The organism is Variovorax sp. J22R115 (assembly GCF_030317005.1).
Taxonomy (GTDB): Bacteria; Pseudomonadota; Gammaproteobacteria; order Burkholderiales; family Burkholderiaceae_C; genus Variovorax.
In genome coordinates this window covers 82448-107407 of record NZ_JASZYM010000004.1, presented here as the reverse complement: position 1 = coordinate 107407, position 24960 = coordinate 82448, and the positions used below count along the sequence as shown (strand labels likewise).

At 66.4% G+C, this 24960-nt stretch carries 20 protein-coding genes; 8 read left to right on the top strand and 12 right to left on the bottom strand.

Annotated features, from left to right (window positions below; all coding sequences use genetic code 11):
• The first annotated feature begins 26 nt into the window (after positions 1-26).
• From QTI04_RS08130 to QTI04_RS08100, 7 genes are all read left to right on the top strand, one after another.
• Positions 27-1025 carry a tripartite tricarboxylate transporter substrate binding protein gene (locus QTI04_RS08130; protein ID WP_286614990.1) on the top strand — a complete coding sequence of 333 codons (999 nt, stop codon included), beginning with the start codon at positions 27-29 and terminating at the stop codon, positions 1023-1025.
• Between the two features lie 34 nt (positions 1026-1059).
• Positions 1060-1809: an electron transfer flavoprotein subunit beta/FixA family protein gene (locus QTI04_RS08125; RefSeq protein ID WP_286600938.1), complete on the top strand. Its 750-nt coding sequence runs from the start codon at positions 1060-1062 to the stop codon at positions 1807-1809.
• An 11-nt stretch (positions 1810-1820) separates the two neighbouring features.
• Complete coding sequence (locus QTI04_RS08120) at positions 1821-2756, top strand: electron transfer flavoprotein subunit alpha/FixB family protein (protein WP_286614989.1); 936 nt, start codon at positions 1821-1823, stop codon at positions 2754-2756.
• Between the two features lie 24 nt (positions 2757-2780).
• Positions 2781-3752, top strand: a complete 972-nt coding sequence (locus QTI04_RS08115; RefSeq protein WP_286614988.1) for a nitronate monooxygenase family protein — start codon at positions 2781-2783, stop codon at positions 3750-3752.
• 92 nt (positions 3753-3844) lie between these two features.
• Positions 3845-4405, top strand: coding sequence for a TRAP transporter small permease (locus QTI04_RS08110; RefSeq protein ID WP_286600934.1), 561 nt, complete (start codon positions 3845-3847; stop codon positions 4403-4405).
• Positions 4402-5700, top strand: a complete 1299-nt coding sequence (locus QTI04_RS08105; protein ID WP_286614986.1) for a TRAP transporter large permease — start codon at positions 4402-4404, stop codon at positions 5698-5700. Before QTI04_RS08110 ends, QTI04_RS08105 begins: the two co-directional genes overlap by 4 nt.
• Positions 5701-6241: 541 nt before the next feature.
• Positions 6242-7276 carry a DctP family TRAP transporter solute-binding subunit gene (locus QTI04_RS08100; RefSeq protein WP_286614984.1) on the top strand — a complete coding sequence of 345 codons (1035 nt, stop codon included), beginning with the start codon at positions 6242-6244 and terminating at the stop codon, positions 7274-7276.
• A gap of 59 nt (positions 7277-7335) precedes the next feature.
• Here QTI04_RS08100 and QTI04_RS08095 read toward each other — a convergent pair whose 3' ends face one another.
• From QTI04_RS08095 to uvrA, 3 genes are all read right to left on the bottom strand, one after another.
• Positions 7336-8292: a tripartite tricarboxylate transporter substrate binding protein gene (locus QTI04_RS08095; RefSeq protein WP_286614983.1), complete on the bottom strand. Its 957-nt coding sequence runs from the start codon at positions 8290-8292 to the stop codon at positions 7336-7338.
• 114 nt (positions 8293-8406) lie between these two features.
• Complete coding sequence (locus QTI04_RS08090; RefSeq protein WP_286614981.1) at positions 8407-9453, bottom strand: histone deacetylase family protein; 1047 nt, start codon at positions 9451-9453, stop codon at positions 8407-8409.
• Positions 9453-15269 (bottom strand): excinuclease ABC subunit UvrA, encoded by a 5817-nt coding sequence (gene uvrA, locus QTI04_RS08085; protein ID WP_286614980.1) that lies wholly within the window; start codon positions 15267-15269, stop codon positions 9453-9455. The genes QTI04_RS08090 and uvrA overlap by 1 nt, the downstream gene beginning before the upstream one ends.
• A 223-nt stretch (positions 15270-15492) precedes the next feature.
• Between uvrA and QTI04_RS08080 the strand changes: the two genes are divergently transcribed.
• Entirely contained in the window at positions 15493-16788 is a 1296-nt protein-coding gene (locus QTI04_RS08080; protein WP_286614979.1) for an acetyl-CoA hydrolase/transferase family protein, read from the top strand.
• Here QTI04_RS08080 and QTI04_RS08075 read toward each other — a convergent pair.
• The 9 genes from QTI04_RS08075 to QTI04_RS08035 form a co-directional block, all read right to left on the bottom strand.
• Positions 16775-17872 carry a DnaJ C-terminal domain-containing protein gene (locus QTI04_RS08075; protein ID WP_286614978.1) on the bottom strand — a complete coding sequence of 366 codons (1098 nt, stop codon included), beginning with the start codon at positions 17870-17872 and terminating at the stop codon, positions 16775-16777. The two genes, QTI04_RS08080 and QTI04_RS08075, sit on opposite strands and share 14 nt — an antisense overlap.
• A 115-nt stretch (positions 17873-17987) precedes the next feature.
• Entirely contained in the window at positions 17988-18146 is a 159-nt protein-coding gene (locus QTI04_RS08070; RefSeq protein ID WP_286600922.1) for a hypothetical protein, read from the bottom strand.
• 117 nt (positions 18147-18263) lie between these two features.
• Positions 18264-19958, bottom strand: a complete 1695-nt coding sequence (locus tag QTI04_RS08065) for an MFS transporter (RefSeq protein ID WP_286600920.1) — start codon at positions 19956-19958, stop codon at positions 18264-18266.
• Positions 19959-20101: 143 nt separating this feature from the next.
• Complete coding sequence (locus QTI04_RS08060) at positions 20102-20743, bottom strand: 2-hydroxychromene-2-carboxylate isomerase (RefSeq protein ID WP_286614977.1); 642 nt, start codon at positions 20741-20743, stop codon at positions 20102-20104.
• Positions 20740-21003, bottom strand: coding sequence for a DUF1289 domain-containing protein (locus tag QTI04_RS08055; protein WP_286600917.1), 264 nt, complete (start codon positions 21001-21003; stop codon positions 20740-20742). The genes QTI04_RS08060 and QTI04_RS08055 overlap by 4 nt, the downstream gene beginning before the upstream one ends.
• Positions 21000-21488, bottom strand: coding sequence for a YbaK/EbsC family protein (locus QTI04_RS08050; RefSeq protein ID WP_286600916.1), 489 nt, complete (start codon positions 21486-21488; stop codon positions 21000-21002). The genes QTI04_RS08055 and QTI04_RS08050 overlap by 4 nt, the downstream gene beginning before the upstream one ends.
• Before the next feature lie 81 nt (positions 21489-21569).
• Positions 21570-22490 carry a hydroxymethylglutaryl-CoA lyase gene (locus tag QTI04_RS08045; protein WP_286600914.1) on the bottom strand — a complete coding sequence of 307 codons (921 nt, stop codon included), beginning with the start codon at positions 22488-22490 and terminating at the stop codon, positions 21570-21572.
• Positions 22491-22550: 60 nt separating this feature from the next.
• Entirely contained in the window at positions 22551-23720 is a 1170-nt protein-coding gene (locus QTI04_RS08040) for an acyl-CoA dehydrogenase family protein (protein ID WP_286614975.1), read from the bottom strand.
• Positions 23717-24955: a CaiB/BaiF CoA-transferase family protein gene (locus QTI04_RS08035; protein ID WP_286614973.1), complete on the bottom strand. Its 1239-nt coding sequence runs from the start codon at positions 24953-24955 to the stop codon at positions 23717-23719. Before QTI04_RS08035 ends, QTI04_RS08040 begins: the two co-directional genes overlap by 4 nt.
• Positions 24956-24960: the final 5 nt, after the last annotated feature.

The window sequence follows — 24960 nt, the reverse complement described above, 5'->3', positions numbered from 1 at the left end:
TTCTGAACACGAACCGGAGACACACCTTGACCTCTTTGCAAACCATGAGCCGCCGAGCGTGGCTCTGCGCCTCGGCCGCCGCCGCGGCGCTGTGCGCCATCGCGCCCGCGCAGGCGCAGACCTATCCGAACAAGCCGATCAAGATGGTGGTGCCCTTCGCCGCCGGCGGCGCGACCGACGTGCTGGCGCGCGTGCTGGCCGAGAAGATGGCGGCGGGCCTCGGTCAGCCCGTCATCATCGACAACAAGCCCGGCGCGGCCGGCATCATCGGCACCGACGCAGTCGCGAAGGCCGCGCCGGACGGCTACACCATCGTGTTGTCGCTGAGCAATTCGCTGCTCACTAACCAGTTCCTCTACGAGAAGCTGCCCTACGACACGCAGCGCGACCTCACGCTGGTCTACCAGATCGCGATGGCGCCGCTGGTGTTGGTGGTGCATCCGAGCGTGCCGGTCAAGACCGGGCCCGAGCTGCTCAAGTACGTCAGCGCCAACAAGGGCAAGGTGGCCTATGGCTCCTACGGCGTCGGCGCCTATCCGCACCTGGCCGGCGCGCACATGAGCCTGACGCAGAACGCCGACATGAACCACGTCGCCTACAAGGGCGAGGCGCCGATGCTGCAGGACCTCATCGGCGGCCAGATCCAGATGGCTTATGCCAGCGCACTGGTCGCGAAGCCGCAGATCGAGGCCGGCAAGGTCAAGGCCATCGGCGTGACCGGCGACCGCCGCATGAGCACGCTGCCCAACGTGCCGACGCTGGCGGAGCAAGGCATGAAGGACGAGGCCTATCGCGTGACCGGCTGGCTCGCCATCGCGGCGCCGGGCAACACGCCGAAGCCCATCGTGCAGCGCATCGCGGACGAAGTGCGCAAGGCGACGCAGCAACCCGACGTGCAGGCGAAGGTCGCTGGAATGGGCTTCGAGCTCAAGGACAGCTCGCCCGAAGCCTTTGCCGCCGCCTACAAGCAGGAGCGCCCGGTGTGGGAGCGCCTGATCAAGCAATCGGGCGCCAAGCTCGAGTGAATCGCAGAATCTCAAAACCGAAGGAGCTAGACACATGAAGATCCTGGTCCCCGTCAAGCGGGTCGTCGACTACAACGTCAAGGTGCGCGTCAAGTCCGACGGCACCGGTGTGGACATCGCCAACGTCAAGATGAGCATGAACCCCTTCGATGAGATCGCCGTCGAAGAGGCAGTGCGCTTGAAGGAGAAGGGCGTCGCCACGGAAATCATCGCCGTGTCCTGCGGCGATGCGAAGTGCCAGGAAACCCTGCGCACGGCCATGGCCATCGGTGCCGATCGCGGCATCCTGGTCGAGACCACCGAAGAGCTGCAACCCCTGGCTGTTGCCAAGCTGCTCAAGGCGCTGGTCGACAAGGAACAGCCCCAGCTCGTGATCCTCGGCAAGCAAGCCATCGACGACGACGCCAACCAGACCGGCCAGATGCTGGCTGCCTTGGCCGATCTGCCCCAAGCCACCTTCGCCTCCAAGGTTGAAGTGGCCGGCGACAAGGTCAATGTCACGCGCGAAGTCGACGGCGGCCTGGAAACCATCTCCCTCTCGCTGCCCGCAGTCATCACCACCGACCTGCGCCTGAACGAGCCGCGCTACGTGACCTTGCCCAACATCATGAAGGCCAAGAAGAAGCAACTCGACACCTTCAAGCCCGAAGACCTCGGGGTGGACGTCACGCCGCGCCTGAAGACCCTGAAGGTCTCCGAGCCGCCCAAGCGTGGCGCCGGCATCAAGGTGCCCGACGTGGCCACCCTGGTGGACAAGCTGAAGAACGAAGCCAAGGTGATCTGAGGAAGAACGACATGACCGTACTTGTTATTGCCGAACACGACCACGCCACGCTCAAGCCGGCGACCCTGAACACCGTGACCGCAGGGATTGCTTGCGCGAGCGGCGATGTCCACGTGCTGGTCGCCGGCGCGAACGCCGCCGAAGCCGGCAAGGCCGCCGCCCAGGTGGCAGGCGTTGCCAAGGTGATCGTGGCCGACAGCCCGACCCTGGCCGAGAACCTCGCGGAGAACGTCGCCGCTCAAGTCCTGGCCATTGCCAAGAACTACAGCCACATCCTGTTCCCGGCCACGGCCAACGGCAAGAACGTGGCGCCTCGCGTGGCTGCCAAGCTCGATGTCGCGCAGATCAGCGACATCACCAAGGTGGACAGCCCCGACACCTTCGAGCGCCCCATCTATGCGGGCAATGCGATTGCCATCGTGCAGAGCAGCGACCCGATCAAGGTCGCGACCGTGCGCACCACGGGCTTCGATGCGGCCGCAGCGACGGGCGGCAGCGCAGCGGTGGAAACCGTGGACGGCGTGGCCGACAGCGGCAAGAGCAGCTTCGTGGGCCGTGAAGTCACCAAGAGCGAACGCCCTGAACTGACGGCCGCCAAGATCATCGTCTCGGGCGGCCGGGCACTCGGCAGTGCCGAGAAGTTCACCGAAGTGATGGCACCGCTGGCGGACAAGCTCAACGCAGGCCTCGGTGCGAGCCGTGCGGCCGTCGACGCAGGCTACGCCCCGAACGACTGGCAAGTGGGCCAGACCGGCAAGATCGTCGCCCCGCAGCTCTACATCGCAGCGGGCATCTCGGGCGCGATCCAGCATCTGGCGGGCATGAAGGACTCCAAGGTGATCGTGGCGATCAACAAGGACGAAGAAGCACCGATCTTCAGCGTGGCCGACTACGGCCTTGTGGCTGACCTGTTCACGGCCGTGCCGGAACTGGTCAAGGCGCTCTAAGCCCTCCGAGGAGAAAACAGCACCATGAAGACCCGCGTCACCGAACTGCTCGGCATCCGCTATCCCATCATCCAGGGCGGCATGCAATGGGTCGGGCTGGCGGAACTGGCCTCGGCGGTCTCCAACGCCGGTGGCCTCGGCATCCTGACCGCCCTCACGCAGCAGACGCCCGATGCGCTACGGCGCGAGATCGAGCGCACGCGCGGCATGACCGATCGCCCCTTCGGCGTGAACCTCACGATCCTGCCCGCGCTGAAGCCGCCTCCGTATGCCGAGTACGTGCAGGCCATCATCGACAGCGGCATCAAGATCGTCGAGACGGCCGGCAACAGCCCGCGCGACTTCATCGACCAGTTCAAGGCGCATGGGATCAAGGTCGTGCACAAGTGCACCTCCGTGCGCCATGCGCTGTCGGCGGAGCGCAATGGCGTCGATGCGGTCTCGGTCGACGGCTTCGAATGCGCGGGGCATCCGGGCGAGGATGACGTGCCCGGACTGGTGCTGCTGCCGATCGCGGCGCGCGCGCTCAGGATCCCGATCATCGCCTCGGGCGGCATCGCCGACGGGCGCGGCATGGCGGCTGCGCTGGCGCTGGGCGCGGAGGGGGTCAACATGGGCACGCGCTTCTGCGTGACGCAGGAGGCGCCCATCCACTACAACATCAAGCAGGCGCTGGTCGCGGCCTCCGAGCGCGACACCAAGCTGATGTTCCGCACCATGAAGAACACGGCGCGGGTGTTCCGCAACGCGATCTCCGAGGAAGTGGTCGCGACCGAGAACCGGCCCGGCGGCTGCCAGTTCGACGACATCCGCCCCCTGGTCGTCGGCGTGCGCGGGCGCGCAGCGCTGGAGTCCGGCGAGGTCAACGGAGGCGTGGTCTCGGCGGGCCAGTGCATCGGTCTCATCGACGACGTGCCGACTTGCGCCGAGCTGCTCGACCGCATGGTCCGGGAGTGCCGCGAGCACCTGGACCGTTCCCGCGCCTACTTCGATTGACCGGGTCTCAACAGGGCGGCAGCTAAGGAAACCCCCGATGAGGGAAGGGGTCATTGATCGTTACGATTCATAGCTGCTTCCCTCCTCTCCCGATGACCACTCCCACCGAGTCCGGCCCCGTGCTGGACGCCGCCAGCCCCCTCCCCCCTGAAATCGAAGCCGCCGACGAACCGACGCGCGTTCCCCTCGCGATCGAGGACTGGGCCACGGTGACCATCATGGGCCTCCTGGCCTGCATCACTTTTGCGAACGTCCTGGTGCGCTACTTCACCGACTCCTCCTTCGCGTGGACCGAAGAGTTCTCCGTGTTCCTGATGATCCTGCTGGCGCTGGTGGCCGGCTCCGCCGCCGTCGCCCGCGACCGGCATATCCGCATCGAGTACTTCGCCGAAAGCGGCACCATGGCGCGGCGCAAGCGGCTCGCGCAGTTCGGCGCCCTGATGGTGGCGGTACTGTTCCTGCTGATCGGCGCGCTGAGCGTGCGCGTGGTCTGGGACGACTACCGTTTCGAGGAAACCTCGCCCGGCATCGGCGTCCCGCAGTGGTGGTATTCGATCTGGCTGCCCATCGTGTCCTTCGCGATCGCACTGCGGGCCATCGGCCTCTTCGTGCGCCGCGGCCGCAAGACGAACTATGGGGGCCCGGACCAGTGATCCCCACGCTTCTTTTCGTCGCCTTCCTGCTGATGATGCTGGTGGGCGTGCCGATCGGTGCGGCGCTCGGCCTCGCCGGTGCGGCCTGCATCGCGCTCGCCAATAGCGACGCGCAGTGGTTCGGCCTGCTGGCCGTGCCGCAGAACTTCTATGCCGGCCTCGGCAAGTACCCCCTGCTCGCGATCCCGATGTTCGTGCTGGTCGGCTCGATCTTCGACCGCTCGGGCGTGGCGCTGCGGTTGGTCAACTTCGCGATCGCCATCGTCGGGCGCGGGCCCGGCATGCTGCCGCTGGTCGCGATCGTGGTCGCGATGTTCCTCGGTGGCATCTCCGGCTCGGGCCCGGCCAATGCGGCTGCGGTCGGCGCGGTGATGATCACGGCCATGTCGCGCGCAGGCTACCCCGACGCGTACTCGGCCAGCGTGGTGGGCGCAGCCGCGGCCACCGACATCCTGATTCCGCCTTCGGTCGCGTTCATCGTCTACTCGGTGCTGGTGCCAGGCGCTTCGGTGCCGGCACTGTTCGCGGCGGGCATGATCCCCGGCATCCTGGCTGGCGTCGCGCTGATCGTTCCGGCCGTGTGGCTGGCGCGCAAGCACAAGATGGGCGCGCTCGAATCCAGCCTGCCGCGGCCGCCGTTCTGGAAGAGTTTCCGTGATGCAACCTGGGGCCTGGCGGCTCCGGTGCTGATCCTTGGCGGCATGCGCGCCGGGCTGTTCACGCCGACCGAGGCGGCGGTGGTGGCGGTGTTCTACGGGCTGTTCGTGGGCATGGCGATCCACCGCACGATCAAGGTGAAGGATCTGTTCGTGATCCTGCGCGAATCGGGTGAACTGTCGGCCGTGATCCTGCTGGTGGTGTCGCTCGCGGGCATCTTCGCGTACTCGCTCTCGACGCTGGGCGTGATCGACCCGGTCACCCGCGCGATCGTGAATTCCGGGCTCGGGGAATACGGCGTGCTGTCGCTGCTGATCCTGATGTTGATCACCGTCGGCATGTTCCTGGATGGCGTGTCGATCTTCCTGATCTTCGTGCCGCTGCTGTGGCCGATCGTGCAGTACTACAAGTGGGACCCGGTTTGGTTCGGCGTGATCCTCACGCTCAAGGTCGCGCTCGGCCAGTTCACGCCGCCGCTGGCCGTGAACCTCATGGTGTCGTGCCGCATCGCCAACGTGCGCATGGAAGAGACCGTGCGCTGGGTGGGCTGGATGCTGTTCGCGATGTTCCTCGTGATGGTGGCGGTGATTGCCTGGCCAGAATTGGCGTTGTGGTTGCCGCGGAAGCTGGGGTACTAGGGATGAGACACGTGTGCGTTGGGCGATGGCGGGCAGTGTGCCCTGTGCCGGCCGACGTCACCGGCCGCTTCGCGGCTTCCCTGCGCTGCTCACGACAGGCGGGGTCCGCGCAAACTCGCTTCGCCCAGACACGCGCGGCCCTGATCCGCCTGTCGCTGCGCTGCTCGGCGGTGCCTCAACGGCCGGCACAGGGCACACTGCCCACCATCGCTGAACCGTTGGGGGTGAACTGTCCGCCTCCACGCTCGTTGTTGTGCGCAGCCGCGCAACGCTCGAGACGCGCGCATCCGTCGCACAACCACGAAGCCCGGTATGCGGTGCGGGCTGTGCAACCCCTCTGCGCCGCCGAAGCGCGCAGCTTCAGGCGGAAAAAGGGCCGCGCGTGTCTGAGCGAAGTGAGTTTGCGCGGACCCCGCCTGAAGCGAGCACTGCAGGGCAGCCCGAAGGGCCGGCGTAGCGGGGTTGCACAGCCCGCACCGCATACCGGGCGGACACCCCAGCACCAAAAGCCTTTCAACGATTAACCCAAGGAGACTGACCCATGAATTTCCGTCGTTCCCTGCTCGGCCTCCTGGCCGTGGCTGCCGCGCTAAGCACCTTCTCGGTCGCCGCACCTGCGCAAAACTACAAGGCCGAATACAAGATGTCCCTGGTGCTCGGCCCACCGACACCGTGGGGCGAAGCCGGCCGCATCTGGGCCGACCTCGTGAAGGAGCGCACGCAAGGCCGCATCAACATCAAGTTGTACCCCGGTGTCTCGCTGATCCAGGGCGACCAGACCCGCGAATTCAGCGCACTGCGCCAGGGCGTGATCGACATGGCCGTGGGCTCGACCATCAACTGGTCGCCGCAGGTCAAGCAGCTCAACCTCTTCTCGATGCCCTTCCTGATGCCCGACTACACGGCCGTGGATGCGCTCACACAAGGCGAGGTAGGCAAGGAGATCTTCGCGACGCTCGACAAGTCGGGCGTCGTGCCGCTGGCCTGGGGTGAGAACGGCTTCCGCGAACTCACCAACTCGAAGAAGGCGATCAAGTCGCCCGACGACCTCAAGGGCGCGAAGATCCGCGTGGTCGGCTCGCCCATCTTCTCCGACACCTTCAGCACGCTGGGCGCCAACCCGACGCAAATGAGCTGGGCCGACGCGCAGCCCGCGCTCGCCAGTGGCGCGGTCGACGGTCAGGAGAATCCGCTCTTCCTCTTCACCGTGCTCAAGATGCACACCGTCGGCCAGAAGTTCGTGACCACCTGGGGCTATGTGTGCGACCCGCTGGTGTTCGTGGTCAACAAGGAAATCTGGGCCTCGTGGACGCCGGCCGACCAGGCCATCGTTCGCCAAGCCGCGATCGATGCCGGCAAGCAGAACATCGCACTGGCCCGCAAGGGCCTGGTCGAAGCCGACAAGCCGGTGCTCAAGGACATTGCGGCGATGGGCGTGACCGTCACGCAACTGACGCCGGCGGAACGCGATGCCTTCGTCAAGGCCACGCGGCCCGTGTATGCCAAGTGGAAGCCGACGGTCGGCAACGACCTGGTGGCGAAGGCCGAGCAGGCCATCGCAGCGCGCAAGAAGTAAAGGCGCACGCGCCAGAAAAAAGCCCCGCGATGCGGGGCTTTTTCATTTTGCAGCTACGTTCATTGCGGCTTGGCCAGCCCCAATTTCTCGATCAGCGCCTTCTCGCGATTGAAGGTCGTCTGCGCGAACTTCGTGTAGTCGGCGGAGCTCATGTAGATCGGCAACATGTCGTAGCGGCCCAGCGCGGCGACGTAGCTCGGCTCTTCCATTGCCTGCTTGAAGGCGTCGTGCAGCTTCCTCACCACCTCCGGCGGCGTGCCCTTGGGCGCGCCGATGCCGAAAGGCGAGTTCTGCACGATGTCGATGCCCAGTTCCTTGAGCGTCGGCGCATCGGGGAATTTCGCGAGCCGCTTCTCGCCCCAGGTGTTGAGCACGCGCAGCTTGCCCGACTCCACCAGCGGCGCGAAGCCAGTCGAATCGGCGATGGCCATCAGATGGTTGCCGAGCACGGCCTGCGAGAGGTCGGCGCTACCTTTGTAGGGAACATGCTGCAGTTGAATGCCGAGTTGCTGCGCGATGAGTTCGGTCGTCAGGTGCGGACTTGTCAGGTTGCCAGTCGAGCCGTAGGTCAGCTTGCCTGGATTGGCCTTGGCATAGGCGACGAAATCCTTCCAGGTCTTGAAGGGACTGTCGGCCGGCACCGCGATGCCGAAGGCGTAGCCGGTGACGTTGATCACGTAGCTGATGTCCTTGACCGGGTCCCAGTTGATCTTGGTGGTGTACGGCAGGCGAAACACGCCGAGCGGGATCTGGCCGATCGTGTAGCCGTCGGGTGCCGCAGTCTGCAGCGCTTGCGCGGGCAGGGTGCCGCCGGCGCCGGGCTTGTTGTCCACCACGATCGGCTGGCCGAGGATCTTCGATGCGTTGTCCGCCAGTTGCCGCATCGTGATGTCGGTGGGTCCGCCGGCGGGAAAGGCGATCACGAGTTTGATCGGACGGGTCGGGAAACTCTGGGCGTGCACGGCGGTGGCGGCCACGCTCAAAAGGGCGGCACACAAAAGGGAACGACGAAACATGATGCGGACTCCGGAAAACGCGTCGAAATCGACGGGCCGCCATTTGGCCGCAGGGACATTCCGCAGGCAATGGGGGAATGTCCCGGTCGAGTCAGCCGCACGCAGCGGGGACGCTCAGCCCGCGTGCTGCATGAATCCGTCGAGCACGTTGACCGCGTTGACGCCGACCTCCGCCACCGCATAGCCGCCCTCGAAGACGAACACGGTCGGCAGCCCGGCACGCGCGATGTCCTCTCCGATGCGCAGGTAGTCGGTGGTGGCGAGCGTGAAGACGGCGATCGGGTCGCCCTCGAAGGTATCGAGGCCCAGCGACACGACCAGCGCACCGGGCTTGCAGCCGGCTATGCCAGTCAACGCATCTTTCAGCGCTTCTCTCCATGCTGCGAAGCCAGTGCCACGCGCCAGCGGCAGGTTTCGATTGAAGCCCAGGCCTGCACCCGCGCCACGCTCGTCGGCGTATCCCAGGTAGTAGGGGTATTCGGTGTGCGGATCCCCGTGAATGCTGGTGAACTGCACGTCGGCGCGCTCGTAGAAGATGGCCTGCGTGCCGTTGCCGTGGTGGTAGTCGATGTCGAGCACGGCGACGCGCTTCACGCCACTATTTCGCAACGACTGTGCAGCAATGGCCGCGTTGTTGAGGAAGCAGTAGCCACCGAAGAAGTCCGAGCCGGCATGGTGCCCCGGTGGCCGCGTGAGCGCGAACGCCGCACGCTCCCCTTGCCGCACGCGAGCCGCGGCAGTCAATGCGCAACAGGCACCCGCGCGCGCAGCATCCCAGGTGCCCGATGTCAGCGGCGTGCCCGCGTCGTACGAGAACAAGCCCATGCGCGCGGCGAAGCTGGGTGGCAACACGTCGGAACGGAAGGTGCGGATCGGCCAGTACGACGGCAGCGCATCCCGCCCGGCGTTGGCCGGGTCGAGCGCCACCCACTCGGTCCAGGCGTTGGCGAGAAAGTCGAGATAGCGCGGCGCGTGAACGCGGGCAATGGCGGCATCGTCGAACACATCCGCTGACTCGATCGGGCCGAGGTTGCGCTCCTGCAACTCCCGCAGCACATAGTCGACGCGCGCCGGGACCTCGAAGCACGGCACGAGCTCGCCCCGGAACATCTCCACCTTGCCATGGTGGAGGCTGTGGAGTTCGTTGTAGATCGTGCGCATCACGCCTCGCGCCGAACGGGCGTCGACTGCGCTTCTTGCACCGGCAAGGTCAGCACGACATGCCTTTCGCGCGAGCGCGCCAGCACCGGCGCCAATGCAACCCCCGTGTGCGTGCCCAGCCGTACGACTTCTTCGGGCGGCGCTGCTGCCACCACGCGCCCACCGGCGTTGCCGCCTTCGGGTCCGAGGTCGATCAGCCAGTCGGCTTCGGCGATCACATCCAGGTCATGCTCGATCACGACCACGCTGTGCCCGCCGTTCACCAACCGGTGCAGCACATGGATCAGCTTCTCGACGTCCGCCATGTGCAGCCCCACCGTCGGCTCGTCGAGCACGTAGAGCGTGTGCGGCGCCTTGTTGCCGCGCCGCGTGACGTCGTCGCGCACCTTGCTGAGTTCAGTCACGAGCTTGATGCGCTGCGCCTCGCCGCCCGACAAGGTCGGCGAAGGCTGGCCCAGCGTGAGATAGCCCAGCCCCACATCCTTGAGCAACTGCAGCGGATGGCTGATGTTGGGCATCGACGCGAAGAACTCCACCGCCTCGTCGACCTCCATCTGCAGTACGTCACCGATGCTCTTGCCGCGCCAGCTCACGGCCAGCGTCTCCGGGTTGAAGCGGGCGCCATGGCACACCTCGCACGGCACCTTCACATCGGGCAGGAAACTCATCTCGATGGTGCGGACACCCGCGCCATCGCAGCCCGGGCAGCGGCCTTCACCGGTGTTGAAGCTGAAGCGTGCCGGCCCATAGCCGCGGGCCTTCGCTTCCAGCGTGTCGGCGAACAGCTTGCGGATCGTGTCCCAGAAGCCGATGTAGGTTGCCGGGCAGCTGCGCGGCGTCTTGCCGATCGGCGTCTGGTCGACCTCCAGCACGCGGTCGATGGTCTCGTAGCCTTCGACCGCGCTGCAGCCGACCCACTTCGGATGCTTCCCGGCGGCATCGGCGTCGCGGCCGGCCTTGGTCATGCGCTGCACCACGACGGCGTAGACGTTCGCCAGCAGCACATCGCGCGCCAGCGTCGACTTGCCCGACCCGCTGACACCGGTGACCGCCACCAGACGATGCAGCGGCAACGACGCCGTCACGTCCTGCAGGTTGTGCAGGTCCGCTCCGCGCACCGTGAGCCAATCGGGCGCGCCCGGCTCGGGCATCGGCACCGGCCGCCGCGCCTGCAGCGGATGCTTGATCGCATCGCGCAGATAGCGTCCCGTCTGCGAATCGCCTGCGCCCTGGATATCGGCCACCGTGCCTTCCGCCACCAGTCGCCCGCCACGCTTGCCGGCGCTCGGGCCGATGTCGATGATGTGATCGGCGCGGCGGATCGTGTCCTCGTCGTGCTCCACCACCACCAGCGTGTTGCCCTTGTCGCCCAGCTTGTGGAGCGCGTCCAGCAGGATCTGGTTGTCGCGCGCATGCAGGCCGATGGTCGGCTCGTCGAGCACGTAGCAGACGCCTTGCAGGTTGCTGCCGAGCTGTGCCGCCAGGCGGATACGCTGCGCTTCGCCACCGCTCAAGGTCGGCGCGCCGCGGTCGAGCGTGAGGTAGCCCAGCCCGACCTCTTCGAGGAACTCCAGCCGGCTCTTGATTTCGGGCACCAGGTCGCGCGCGATCTCGGCCTCGCGGCCGGTCAGGTGAAGACCCTCGAACCACACCCGAATGTCGCCCACGCTCATGCGTGCCAGCTCGGTGATGCCGATGCCGCCGTTGCCGTCGGCATCGGATGTGCCGAAGCTCACCGCCCGCGCCGTCGCGTTGAGCCGCGTGCCTTCGCAGGTCGGGCACACCACATCTCCCACGTCTTCCGCCTCGGGCTCGGCGAATGTCTGCTCGCGCCCCTTCTGGTCGTCGGCCATGACCGAATCGTCATAGACCTTGCGCTGGTCCTTCGTGAGCTTGACGCCGGTGCCCACGCAGTCCGGGCACCAGCCGTGCTTGCTGTTGTACGAGAAAAGGCGCGGGTCGAGTTCCGCGTAGCTGGTGCTGCACACCGGACACGCGCGCAGCGTCGAGAACACGTGCGCGCGGCCGATCCCGGTGGTCGGCGCGCCGGCCATCATTGCTCCGCGCAAGCCTGTGAGGTCGCTCAACACATGCACCACGCCTTTGCCGTGTTCCAGCGCGCGCGTGAGCGCCTGGCGCAGTTCGGTCTCCTGCGAAGGCAGCACATCGAGGCTGGCCACCGGCAGCTCGATGCTGTGCTCCTTGAAGCGATCGATGCGCGGGAAGTTCGTGGTCGGCAGAAACTCGCCGTCCACCCGCAGGTGCGTATAGCCCCGGGGCCGCGCCCAGTCGGCCAGCTCGGTGTAGACGCCCTTGCGGTTGCTCACCAGCGGCGCGAGCAGGCCTATGTGCTGGCCCTTGAAGTTCTTCAGCAGTTGCGCCGCGATGCTGTCAGGTGTCTGCGGCTGCACGGCCGCGCCGTCGTGGATGCAGTGCTGGATGCCGAGCTTGACGTAGAGCAGGCGCAGGAAGTGCCACACCTCGGTGGTCGTCCCCACGGTGCTCTTGCGGCCGCCGCGCGACAGGCGCTGCTCGATCGCGACGGTGGGCGGGATGCCGTACACCGCATCGACCTCGGGCCGGCCCGCTGGCTGCACGATGCTGCGCGCATACGCATTCAGCGATTCGAGATAGCGACGCTGCCCTTCGTTGAACAGGATGTCGAAAGCCAGCGTCGACTTGCCCGAACCGCTCACGCCCGTGACCACGCTGAACTTGCCGCGCGGAATGTCGACCGAGAGATTCTTGAGGTTGTGCTCGCGCGCGTTAACGATCTGGATCGCATCGCGGCCTGCCGCCGGTTGCGCGCGTGCCGCGTACGACCGCGCGGCGCGTTCCGCGACCTTGTAGGCGCCGGGGCCGATCGCCAGCTCGTAGTCGGCCAGCGCGGCACCGGTGAGCGACGCACGGTTCTCGCGCACCTGCTCCGGCGTACCCACCGCGACGATCTGACCACCGCCCTCGCCACCTTCCGGGCCCAGGTCGATCAGCCAGTCGCTGGCGCGGATCACGTCGAGGTTGTGTTCGATCACCACCAGCGAATGACCCGCTTCGAGCAGCTTGCGCAGCGCGCGCATCAGCCGCGCGATGTCATCGAAGTGCAGGCCGGTGGTGGGCTCGTCGAACAGAAACAGCGTGCCCTTGCGCGCCAGCGGCTGCTTGCTGGCACTGCCGTTCTTGGCGGCCTCCGCGAGGAAGCCCGCGAGCTTGAGGCGCTGCGCCTCGCCGCCGCTGAGCGTGGGCACCGGCTGGCCGAGCTTCACGTAGTCGAGCCCGACGTCGACGATGGGCTGCAGCGTGCGCAGCACGTCACGGTCGGAGCCAAAGGCCGCTGCGGCCTCGGCCACGGTGAGATCGAGCACATCGGCCACGTTGACATTGCGTCCTGCGCGCTCGATCGTCACTTCGAGGATCTCGGGGCGATAGCGCTTGCCGTCGCAATCAGGGCAGCGCAAGTAGACATCGGAGAGGAACTGCATCTCGACGTGCTCGAAGCCCGAGCCGCCGCAGGTCGGGCAGCGTCCGTCGCCGCTGTTGAAGCTGAATTTCGACGCCGTGTAACCGCGCTGCCGCGAGAGCCCTGCCGTGGCGAAAATCTCGCGGATCGCATCCCATGCGCCCACATAGCTCGCGGGGTTGGATCGCGCGGTCTTGCCGATCGGCGACTGGTCGACGAAGACCACGTCGCTCAGGTGATCTGCGCCCAGCAGCCGATCGTGCGCGCCGGGCGTTTCGGTCGCCTTGCCGAAGTGCCGCATGAGCGCGGGCGCAAGCACGTCCTGCACCAGCGTCGACTTGCCCGAGCCGCTGACGCCGGTGATGCACACCAGCCGCGAGAGTGGCAGCTCGACCGTCACGTTCTGCAGGTTGTGCTCGCGCGCACCTTCGAGGATGAGGCGCGGCGTGTTGTCGGTGACCATGCGCCGGAAGCCCATGCCGATCTGCTTGCGGCCGCCGAGGTACTGGCCGGTCAGCGTTTCGGCATCGCGCAGCGCGTCGGTGCTGCCGTCGAACACGATCTGCCCGCCACGAATGCCGGGGCCGGGGCCCATGTCGATCACGCGGTCTGCGGCAAGCATCACGGCCGGATCGTGCTCCACCACCACCAGCGTGTTGCCTGCGTCACGCAGGCGCAACATCGCTTCGGTGATGCGGTTCATGTCGCGCGGATGCAGGCCGATGCTCGGCTCGTCGAGCACGAAGAGCGTATTGACCAGCGAGGTGCCCAGCGCCGTGGTGAGGTTGATGCGCTGCACCTCGCCGCCGCTGAGCGTGCGGCTCTGGCGATCGAGCGTGAGGTAGCCAATGCCGACGTCGTGCAGGTAGCGCAGGCGCGTCGTGATTTCCTCGAACAGCAGCTTGAGCGCCTGCACATCGCCTTCGCTCGCCGTGCTGCTGTTGCCGTGGCTCTCGATGCCGTCGAAGAATCGGCGCAGGCGCTCGATGGGCAGCAGCATCAGGTCGTGCAGGCACAGGCCGGGCAAGGCTTCGAGCTTCGCGCGCGACCACTTCGCTCCGGCCGGCATGAAGCGCTTCGCGGGCGCGAGCACTGCGTCGGCGTCTTCCTTGCTGCCGATGCGCCACAGCAGGCTTTCGAGCTTGAGGCGCGCACCCGCGCAGACCGGGCACGGCGTGTAGCTGCGGTACTTCGACAGGAGCACGCGGATGTGCATCTTGTACGCCTTGCTCTCCAGGTAGGCGAAGAAGCGGCGCACGCCGTACCACTGCTTGTTCCAGTTGCCTTCCTTGTAGCTGGGCGTGCCCTCGATCACCCAATGCTTCTGCTCGTCGGTGAGCTTGTTCCACGGTGTGTCGCGCGGGATGCCCGCCGCTTCGGCGTGGCGCATGAGGTCGTCCTGCGCTTCCTTCCATGCGGGCGTCTGGATAGTCTTGATCGCGCCGGCGCGCAAGGTGAGCTTGTCGTTCGGGATCACGAGGCCCAGGTCGACACCGATCACGCGGCCGAAGCCGCGGCAGGTCTCGCAGGCGCCCACCGCCGAGTTGAACGAGAACATCGACGGAATCGGGTCCGTGTAGCGGATGTCGCTTTCAGGGCAATGCAGGCCCGTCGAGAACTTCCAGATGTCCGGCTCCGCGCCCTCTTCCGCCGACAGCGCATAGACCGTCAGGCGCCCGCTGCCGCGCTTCAAGGCCACCTCGATCGCCTCGACCACGCGCACCCTCTCGGCACCGGCGATGCGGAAGCGGTCGGCCACCACGTCGAGCACCTTGCGCGGACCGGTCGGCGTCGCGACCTCGCGCTCGGCCTGCACGCGCGTGAAGCCGCTGGCGGACAGCCATTGCGTCACCTCGTCGGCGCTGGTGCTGGCGGGCAATTCGACCGGGAACGTGAGCACCACGCGTGGATCGCCCGCCGCGGCCGCGCGCGAGACGAGTTCGGCATAGATCGAATCCGGCGAGTCGTGCCGCACGGGCAGTGCCGTCTGGCGATCGAACAACTGCGCGGCGCGTGCGAAGAGCAGCTTCAGGTGGTCGTTGAGCTCCGTCATCGTGCCCACGGTCGAGCGCGACGAGCGCACCGGGTTCGTCTGGTCGATGGCAATCGCCGGCGGCACCCCTTCGACCTTGTCGACCGCCGGCTTGTCCATGCGATCGAGAAACTGGCGCGCGTAGGCCGAGAAGGTCTCGACGTAACGTCGCTGGCCTTCGGCGTAGAGCGTGTCGAACACCAGGCTCGACTTGCCCGAGCCGCTCGGGCCGGTGACCACCGTCATCTCGCCGGTGCGGATGTCGAGGTCGAGGTTCTGGAGGTTGTGCTGACGTGCACCGCGTATCCGGATGGAGCCCTGTGTCATGAATGCCTTGGGGGTGGGGCAGACATTCTAGAAACACGAGCGAAGCTTCGTGCAGGGCCTCGGATGGTCGGTCACCGTGCAGGGGTTTCTCCGATGCAGGACGCAGCTTCCATCATTTACACACGGACACACTTACCCCTGCGGTCCGGATGCTTCCATCGCAATGAGATGGGCGTCAAATACCGGCAGCGGGGCCCCCTCCTACCCCACAGGAAGTTCAAGAATGTCGCCTCGCGAGATCTACCAGCAGCGCCGGACCTCCGCCGCCGAAGCCGTGCGCCATGTGCGCAACGGCGACTTCATCGTCGTCCCCACGGGCGTGGGTGAACCACCGACGCTGTTGACCGCGCTGTCGGAGCAGCGCCTGGATTTCCGCGACGTCAAGGTCGGGCAGATCCTCGCGCTGCGGAAGTACGGCTACATCGATCCCGCGACCGTGGACCATGTCCGGCACATCGCCTATTTCTTCGGCGGGGCTACGCGCGAGGGCGGACAGGCCGGCTGGATCGACTTCATTCCGAACTACTTCTCGGAGATTCCGATGCAGATCGAACGGGGCCTGATGCCTGCGGACGTCGTATTCAGCATGGCGTCACCGATGGACGACGAAGGATTCTTTGCCCTCAGCCTCGGCGCCGACTACACCATGGCCGCGGTCGCCAAGGCGCGCGCCGTGGTGCTCGAGGTGAATCCCAACGTGCCCTTTGCATTCGGGAACTGCCGCGTGCATGTCTCGAAGGTCGCCGCTCTGGTCGAGAGCGAAGATCCGGTGCTCGAGGTCGGCCTGCCCAAGATCGGGCCCGTGCAGGAAGCCATCGGCAAGTACGTGGCCGACATGATCGACGACGGCTCCACATTGCAGATCGGCTATGGCGGCATCCCCGACGCGGTGGTCATGCAACTGGCGCACAAGCGCGATCTCGGAATCCACACCGAAATGATCGGCGACGGCATCCTCTCGCTGGTGGAATGCGGCGCCGTCACCAATCGCCGCAAGAACTACCTGCCGGGAAAAATGATCGCCACTTTCGCGCTGGGCTCCGGAAAGCTCTACCGGTACATGAACCGCAACCCCGCGCTGGAAATTCATCCGGTGAACTACACCAACGATCCGGCGCTGGCCGGCATGAACGACAACCTGGTGGCCATCAACGCCACCTTGCAGATCGACCTGCTGGGACAGTGCGGCTCGGAAAGCCTCGGGTCCGCACCGTTCTCCGGCACCGGAGGCCAATCGGACTTCGTGCGTGCGGCCAATCGTTCGCGCGGCGGCAAGGCCTTCATCGTGCTGCCATCGACGGCGAAGGGTGACACCATTTCGCGCATCGTGCCAGTGCTGTCACCGGGCACTCACGTCACCACCAGCAAGAACGACATCAACTACGTCGTCACCGAATACGGCGTGGCGCAGTTGCGCGGAAAGTCCGCCAGTCAGCGCGCGCGAGAACTCATCGGTATCGCGCATCCCGCCTTCCGCGCGGAACTTGCGGCGCAAGCCGCGCGCATCAAGCTCCTGTAGCGCCGCGGCCCGACAACCCTCGTTCCCAGGCGCGCAGGCCTCGGCTCCATGCGCGAAGACGCGCGTCCGAGCTTTGTCCACCACCCGAGGTCGTGGCCAGAAGCTGGTCGAGGAGGATCTGCTGATCCGTGCTGAGCGAATCCGGGAATATCGGCAAGAGCGTGATCAACTGGTCGCCGCGCGAACCACGGCGCGTCATCGGGAAGCCCTGGCCCTTCAGGCGGTAGGACAGTTGCTCGCGGTCCAATTGCAGCGCGTGCAGGCCAGTGACGGTCGGCACCTGGATCGACCGGTTGGCGATCCACGCGAAGCCATCGACCGGGATTTCGCATCGAATCGTGCCGTCCGCGTCGAGTTGGAAGAATGCGTGGTCCGCCACTTCGACGCGGATCTCGAGGTCCGAGGGGGGGCTGTCCGGGCGCGACGGCCGTCCATCGACATGGAGCAGGTCGCCATGGCGCACGCCATGCGGGATGCGGACCTTGATCTTGTAAGCGCGCGCATCCATCTTGCCGGAGCCGTCGCAGGCCGCGCACGGCTGCCTCGCGATGCCGCCTCCCAGGCAGGCATCGCACTCGAAATAGCCACTGGGCCATCCGAAAAAGGAGCGCTTCGGAATCGCGCCCGAGCCCCCGCATTGGGCACAGTTGCCACCGAGCACCTGGTGCCCTGCGCCCGCACAGGTCGAGCAGACGTTGGTGACTTTGCCCCGCAGCACCTTGATGCAACCGACGGCAGCTTCTTCCAGCGTCATCTTGACCTTGCGGTAGATGGGCCGACGATGTCGATCCGCGCCGGCGGCATGTCGTGACGCCGTAGCGTCGTCGTCGAATCCGCGGGCGCTTTCTTCTGCTGCGCGGGACGATGCGCCGCCGGTCGCCGATTCATCCGTGCGCGCACGGCTTCCGGCACGGCGGATCTCTTCGAACGCCTGATTGATGCGCTGCATCTTGGCTACCGCATCGGAACTGTCGTTGCGGTCCGGATGCCACTGCGAGACGAGACGGCGCCACGCCGCCTTCACCTCGCTGTCGGATGCGTCAGGTGCCAAGCCCAGTTCGGCGAAAGCGTTGTCGGTGCCCAAGTCAATGTCCTCGTCCAGGCAAGGCGTTCGGGACGATGTCCCGATGGAAGCGTTGCGCTGCGAATGTTAATCGAGGGCAGAGACCGCCATCGACGTTTCTCGGCACCCAGAGGCCCTACTTCGACGCTTCCCCCGCAGCCGGCGCAGCCGCGGGCGCGTGCATCGAGTCCCCGCCGTGCTTCTCCCCCGACATATCCACCTTGTCCCCCGCCTTCATCAGCACGAACAACACGACAACCGCAAAGATGGCAAAGCCGATACCGATCTTCCACATGATCAAGTCTCCTTAACTTCCAAGAAAAAGGCCTCGCGCCGCAAGCCGCGAGGCCCATCAAGAATTCCCGCCCCATTCAGAGGGCGTTTACACGAAGTGAAAAAGCCTGGGGGTTAGCTAGTCATTCGCGTAGATGTCCACGTCCTTCGTCTCGCGAATGAAGATCGTGCCCACGACCAGCGTCATCGCGGCGATGACGATCGGATACCAGAGGCCGTTGTACATGTTGCCGGTGCTGGCAACGATCGCGAAGGCGGTGGTTGGCAGCAGGCCGCCGAACCAGCCGTTGCCGATGTGGTACGGCAGGCTCATCGAGGTGTAGCGGATGCGGGTCGGGAAGAGTTCGACCAGCATGGCCGCGATCGGGCCGTAGACCATCGTCACCAGCAGCACCAGCCAGAACAGCAGCACCACGGTCAAGACCTTGTTGATGCTGGCCGGGTCGGCCTTGCTGGGGTAGCCGGCGGTCTTCAACTGCTCGCCGACGGCCTTCTTGAAGGCGGCGATCTCCTTGGCGGAGGCTTCGTCGAACTTGTGATTGACCACATTGCCGCTCGGAGCGGTGATGGTCACGTCGCCGATCTTGACGACAGCCGGGGAGCCGGCCGGGCCGTCGGCGCGCTCGTAGCTCACCGAGTTCTGCACCAGGTAGCGCTTGGCGATGTCACAGGAGCTGCGGAAGTCGATTTCGCGTGCCACCGGGTTACCCTGGAAGGAGCACGAGCGCGGATCGGCCGTCACCGTCACGCCGGCCGTGGCCTGCGCGCGGGCGAGGGCGGGGTTGGCGGCTTCGGTCAGCATCTTGAAGACGGGGAAGTACGTGACCACAGCCAGCAGGCAGCCCGCCATGATGATCGGCTTGCGGCCGATCTTGTCGGAGAGCGTGCCGAACACGACGAAGAAGGGCGTGCCGAGCAGCAGGGCGGCCGCGATCATCAGGTTGGCGGTGGTCGCATCGACCTTGAGCTGCTGCGTCAGGAAGAAGAGCGCATAGAACTGGCCGGAATACCAGACCACGGCCTGGCCGGCGGTCAGGCCGATGAGCGCCAGGATCACGATCTTGAGGTTCTTCCACTGGCCGAAGGATTCGGACAACGGCGCCTTCGAGGTCTTGCCCTCGGCCTTCATCTTCTGGAAGGCGGGCGATTCCGACAGCGACAGGCGGATCCACACCGACACGCCGAGCAGCAGGATCGACACCAGGAACGGAATGCGCCAGCCCCATTCGGCGAATGCGGCCTCGCCCATGCCTTCACGCACGCCAAGGATGACCACCAGGCTCAGGAACAGGCCGAGCGTTGCAGTGGTCTGAATCCACGAGGTGTAGGCGCCACGCTTGCCGTGCGGCGAATGCTCGGCCACGTAGGTGGCTGCGCCGCCGTACTCGCCGCCGAGGGCGAGGCCCTGCAGCATGCGCAATGCGATGAGGATGACAGGGGCCGCGACGCCGATGGTCGCGTAGCTGGGCAGCAGGCCGACGATGAAGGTCGACAGGCCCATGATCAGGATGGTGACCAGGAAGGTGTACTTGCGTCCGATCATGTCGCCGAGCCGGCCGAACACGATGGCGCCGAACGGCCGCACCAGGAAGCCCGCTGCAAAGGCCAGCAGCGCGAAGATGAAGGCCGCGCCCGCATCCAGACCGCTGAAGAACTGCTTGGCGATGATCGCCGCGAGCGAACCGTACAGGTAGAAGTCGTACCACTCGAACACGGTCCCGAGGGACGAGGCGAAGATGACCTTCTTCTCCTCGGCGCTCATGGGTCGGGGGGCGCTGTGCGGCGCTCCCCGTGAATCTAGTGTGGCTGCCATGTCGTCTCCTTAGAAATATGCGCCCACGGCGTGGGACGTGACGCATTCTTGGAGTGCCGACTGACCCGAGCCTGTCGCCAAACTGAACGCTTGCTGACGACTTAAGGTGAAACCCGCAGCCCGCGTTTCAGCCTGTAAGAAAGTCAACGATTGTTGCGGAGCAGCATGGGGCGCTGGTCGGCTTCGGCCCAGTTCGGGCCGCTGAACCACGCATCGCCTTCGAGGCAGGCGCGCAGCATCGCGAGGCCGTCGAAGCCCCAGAACAGGCGGCCATCGACGACGAAGGCCGGCACGCCGAAGACGCCTTGCGCGATGGCGTCGTCGGTGTTGGCCTTGAGCTGGGCCTTGGCTTCGTCGCTGCCGCTGTCGCGCACCTGCTTCAGTTGCGCTGCCAGCGCGGCGAGGCGGGTGACGTCACCCGCTTCACCGCCGGTACGCCACACGTCGCGGAAGATGGTCTCTGCCACGTGCCGGCTGATGTCGCCGTCCGCGGTGGTCGCGAGCGCCAGCCGCAGGTGTGGCAGCGGGTTGTAGGGATGCGTGGCGGGCATCTGGATCGGGATGCCATGCTTGTGGCCCAGCCACAGCACGTGACGATAGGTCCAGGTGCGCTTCGCAGGGATCTCGCCCGGCCCGAGCTGTCCATGGTGCTTGAGCAAAGCACCGAGTAGCACCGGGCGGTAGGCCACGCTGTAGCTCAGCCCTTCGAGCGCTTGCGGCAGTTGCTCGAATGCGAGGTATGCATAGGGCGAGATGAAGTCGAGATGGAAGGTGATGTGCTTCACGGCCTGTCTCCGTCAGGTGCCTCGGCAACAAGAGATCCCGCCTGCGCGCGCAATTCGATCGCGCGCCAAACGCTGCGCTTGTCCGCATCGCCCATGCGGCTCCACGCGGCAATCTCCTGGATGGTGCGCAGGCAGCCCAGGCAGAAGCCGCTGTCCGCGTCCATGCGGCAAATGGAGATGCAGGGCGACGGCACATCGCCCGCAACGTCGCGCGCAGCGACGGCGCGTTCGGCCAGCGACGGCACGGTGTCGGCCGTCACACCACGTCCGCGACGGGCGCGCCGGTCAGGGCTTCGAGGTCCCGCGGGCGCAACCGCACCACCGCATGCGGATGGCCGGCGGCCGCCCAGATGTCCTCGAAGCGGAACAGTTCGCGGTCGATCAGCATCACCGGCGGCGTCGCATGCGCAAAAGGCGAAACACCGCCGATCGAAAAACCGGTGCGCGACTTGACGAAGTCCGCGTCGGCGCGGCCGAGCTTGCCGACCAGCTCTGCGACCTTCTTCTCGTCCACGCGCTTGTCGCCCGAGGTCACGACCAGCACCGCGACGTCGTCCGTCTTGCGGCGGAAGACGATGCTCTTGGCGATCTGCCCCACGTCGATGCCCAGCGCATCGGCCGCCTGCTGCGCGGTGCGCGCGGCGTCGTCGAGCATCTGCGGCGCATGCGGATGGCCCTTGTCTTGAAGCATGCGCGCAACGCGCTGCACACCGTCGGGCAATGAAGTCAGTTCAGCGCCGCACATCTTGTGCCCCCACGCTTACCACTTCGTGTGCTGCGCTGCCCCCCAAGGGGGCCCTCGCGTCTTGGGGCGGCCCGGCGACCCTCATGCCGCTCTCTTGTTTCGAATGGCCTTCGAGGCGCGCGAGTTCGGCTCGCGACCCAGCGCCTCGCTGATGTAGACGCCCGCGTCGATCAGCTTGTCGAGATCGATGCCGGTCTCGATGCCCATGCCGTGCAGCATGTAGACCACGTCCTCGGTCGCGACGTTGCCGGTCGCGCCCTTGGCGTAGGGACAGCCGCCGAGCCCGGCGGACGAGGTGTCGTACTGCCACACGCCCATTTCAAGGCTCGCAAGGGTATTGCCCAGCGCCTGGCCATAGGTGTCGTGGTAGTGGCCGGAGACATCGTCGATGCCGTAGTGCTTCAGCGTGGCCTCCAGCGCGCGCTGCACCTTGAGCGGGGTACCCACGCCGATGGTGTCGGCAACGCCCACGTGCTGCACACCGATTTCCTTCATGAGGCCGGCGAGCATGTCGACGCGCGACGGCGCGATCTCGCCTTCATAGGGGCAACCGACCGTGCACGACATCGCGCCGCGCACGTAGATGCCTTTGGCGCGCGCAGCCTCGACCACCGGCCGGAAGCGCTCGATGCTCTCGGCGATGGAGCAGTTGATGTTGCGCTGGCTGAAGGCCTCGCTGGCGGCGCCGAACACCACGATCTCGTCCGGCCATTCCTCGCGCGGCGCGGCGATGGCGGCCTCGAAGCCTTTCATGTTGGGCGTCAGCACCGAGTAGCGAACACCGGGCTTGCGCTGGATGCCGTGCATGACCTCGGCGTTGTCCGCCATCTGCGGCACCCACTTGGGCGAGACGAAGCTGGTGACCTCGATCTCCCTGAGCCCCGCATCCTGCAGGCGATGCACCAGCCCGATCTTGATCTCGGCCGACACCGGCTGCTTTTCATTCTGAAGGCCGTCGCGCGGGCCGACGTCGACGATCTTGACTCTGGAGGGAAGTTTCATGGTGGTCTCGTTCGAAGAATGGGAGCGTGCCTCGCGGCGCCTCCTCCATTTTCGCCGCCTTCAATAAGACTTAGGTAGGCCCAGCGCTTTCTCCGCAATGAAGTTGAGGATCATCTGCGGACTCACCGGCGCAATGCGCGGGATGTAGCTCTCGCGCAGCAACCGCTCCACGTGGTATTCCTTGGCGTAGCCCATGCCGCCGAGCGTGAGGATGGCGTTCTGGCAGGCGTCGTGCGCCGCCTCGGCCGCGAGGTATTTGGCGGCATTGGCCTCGGTGCCGCAGGGCTCGCCCGCGTCGTAGAGCGTGGCCGCCTTGAAAACCATCAGGTCGGCAGCTTCGAGGTTCGCCCAGGCGCGCGCCAGCGGATGTGCCACGCCTTGGTTCTGCCCGATCGGTCGGCCGAACACCACGCGCTCCTTCGCGTATTGCGACGCGATGCGGAGGGCCGCGCGACCGATGCCGATGGCCTCGGCCGCGATCAGGATGCGCTCGGGATTGAGGCCATGCAGGATGTACTCGAAGCCCCTGCCCTCTTCGCCGATGCGGTCCTCCTCGGGAACTTCGAGCCCGTCGATGAAGAGCATGTTGGAGTCGACCGCCGCGCGGCCGAGCTTGTGGATCTCGCGCACCTCGACGCGGCTGCGGTCCAGCGCGGTGTAGAACAGCGTGAGGCCCTGCGTCGGCTTCTTCACTTCGTCGAGCGGCGTGGTGCGCGCCAGGATCAGCATGCGGTCGGCCACCTGCGCCGTCGAGATCCAGATCTTGCGGCCGTGCAGCACGTAACCGCCGCCGGGCTGGCGCAACGCCTGTGTCTTGAGCCGCGTGGTGTCGAGGCCCGCGTCGGGCTCGGTCACGGCGAAGCACGCCTTCTCGTCGCCCGCGATCAGCGGCGGCAGGAAGCGCTGGCGCTGTTCCTCGGTGCCGAACACCACCACGGGGTTGAGTCCGAAGATGTTCATGTGGATGGCCGATGCGCCCGACATGCCGGCACCCGACGCACTGATGGCGCGCATCATCAACGCCGCGTCGGTGATGCCGAGCCCGGCGCCTCCCTGTGCCTCGGGCATCGCGATGCCGAGCCAGCCGCTGGCGGCGACCGCGCGATGGAACTCGTGCGGGAAGGTGGCGCTGTCGTCGTGCTCGCGCCAGTAGTCGGCGGGGAAGTCTTCGCAGAGGCGTTCGATGGCAGCGACCAGCGCGCGCTGGTCTTCGTCAAGGGAGAAGTTCATGGGGAACCCTCGGAGGGGTTGCGTGCCGGCTGCAGCGTGACGCCATCGGCCAGCAGTCGCTCGATCTCTTCGGCGCCATAGCCCGCTTCGCGCAACAGCTCGACGCTGTGCTCGCCGATGCGTGGCGTCGGCCGGCGGATGGCGGCCGGCGTGGCGCCGTAGCGGCCGACCGGCGCCGGCGTGCGGATGCGACCTTCGCTCGGATGATCGAACTCGGGAAAGAAACCGACGGCGCGCAGGTGCGGATCGTCGAGAAGGCTCTCGGTGCTGTGCAGGCGCGCGACTGGAATGTCGGCCGCTTCGAGCGCGGCCATCCATTGATCGGACGTGCGCGTGACCATCACCTCGGCCACGAAGGCGTAGACCTCGCCGATGTGCGCTGCGCGCGCGGTGTGGTTGCCGAACATCGGCGAGTCGCGCAGCTCGGGCCGGCCGATGAGGTCGAAGAATGCCTGCCAGTGCTTGTCGTTGTAGATCAGCACGCTCAGATAGCCGTCGGCCGTGGCGTAGGGCTTGCGGTGCGGGGCCAGCAGCCGCGCGTAGCCGGTGGGGCCGATCGGTGGCTCGAAACTGTGGCCGCCGAGATGGTCGCCCATCACGAACTGCGCGAGCGCCTCGAACATCGGTACTTCGACGGACTGGCCTCGGCCGGTCCGCTGTGCATGCAGCACTGCAGCCAGCAGCGCGATGGCCGCCTGCAGCCCCACCGCGCGATCGGCCAGCGTGACCGGCGCATAGCGCGGCTCGCCACCGCTCTGCTGCGCGAACAGCGAGGCGACGCCAGCCGCGCCCTGGATCAGGTCGTCGTACGCAGGCTTGCCGGCATACGGCCCTTCCTCGCCGTAGCCGAAGGTGCCGAGGTAGACGATCTTCGGGTTGACGGCAGCGACCGCTGCATAGTCCAGCCCCAGCCGCGCCATGGCCTGCGGCCGCGTGTTGTAGATCAGCGCATCGCAATCCTTCGCCAGCCGCAGGCAGGCCTCGCGGCCTTGGGAGCGCTTGAGGTCGAGCACCACCGAGCGCTTGTTGCGGTTGAGGTGCATCGCCATCGCACCCATGCCGGGATGGCGCATCGGTCCAACCGCGCGCAGGTTGTCGCCCGAGGGCGGTTCGACCTTGATGACGTCGGCGCCGAGATCGCCCAAGGTCTGCGTCGCGTATGGCCCCATCACCACGGCCGTGAGGTCGAGGATGCGGATGCCCTGCAAGGGTCCGCCGGCTTCCGGGGCGGTCATCGTCG

Coding starts and splice junctions, on each gene's coding strand:
- QTI04_RS08080 (WP_286614979.1), top strand. CDS start 15,493: ATGTCGCCTCGCGAGATCTACCAGCAGCGCCGGACCTCCGCCGCCGAA.
- QTI04_RS08125 (WP_286600938.1), top strand. CDS start 1,060: ATGAAGATCCTGGTCCCCGTCAAGCGGGTCGTCGACTACAACGTCAAG.
- QTI04_RS08050 (WP_286600916.1), bottom strand. CDS start 21,488: ATGTGCGGCGCTGAACTGACTTCATTGCCCGACGGTGTGCAGCGCGTT.
- QTI04_RS08045 (WP_286600914.1), bottom strand. CDS start 22,490: ATGAAACTTCCCTCCAGAGTCAAGATCGTCGACGTCGGCCCGCGCGAC.
- QTI04_RS08090 (WP_286614981.1), bottom strand. CDS start 9,453: ATGCGCACGATCTACAACGAACTCCACAGCCTCCACCATGGCAAGGTG.
- QTI04_RS08100 (WP_286614984.1), top strand. CDS start 6,242: ATGAATTTCCGTCGTTCCCTGCTCGGCCTCCTGGCCGTGGCTGCCGCG.
- QTI04_RS08115 (WP_286614988.1), top strand. CDS start 2,781: ATGAAGACCCGCGTCACCGAACTGCTCGGCATCCGCTATCCCATCATC.
- QTI04_RS08040 (WP_286614975.1), bottom strand. CDS start 23,720: ATGAACTTCTCCCTTGACGAAGACCAGCGCGCGCTGGTCGCTGCCATC.
- QTI04_RS08070 (WP_286600922.1), bottom strand. CDS start 18,146: ATGTGGAAGATCGGTATCGGCTTTGCCATCTTTGCGGTTGTCGTGTTG.
- QTI04_RS08110 (WP_286600934.1), top strand. CDS start 3,845: ATGACCACTCCCACCGAGTCCGGCCCCGTGCTGGACGCCGCCAGCCCC.
- QTI04_RS08095 (WP_286614983.1), bottom strand. CDS start 8,292: ATGTTTCGTCGTTCCCTTTTGTGTGCCGCCCTTTTGAGCGTGGCCGCC.
- QTI04_RS08035 (WP_286614973.1), bottom strand. CDS start 24,955: ATGACCGCCCCGGAAGCCGGCGGACCCTTGCAGGGCATCCGCATCCTC.
- uvrA (WP_286614980.1), bottom strand. CDS start 15,269: ATGACACAGGGCTCCATCCGGATACGCGGTGCACGTCAGCACAACCTC.
- QTI04_RS08065 (WP_286600920.1), bottom strand. CDS start 19,958: ATGGCAGCCACACTAGATTCACGGGGAGCGCCGCACAGCGCCCCCCGA.
- QTI04_RS08120 (WP_286614989.1), top strand. CDS start 1,821: ATGACCGTACTTGTTATTGCCGAACACGACCACGCCACGCTCAAGCCG.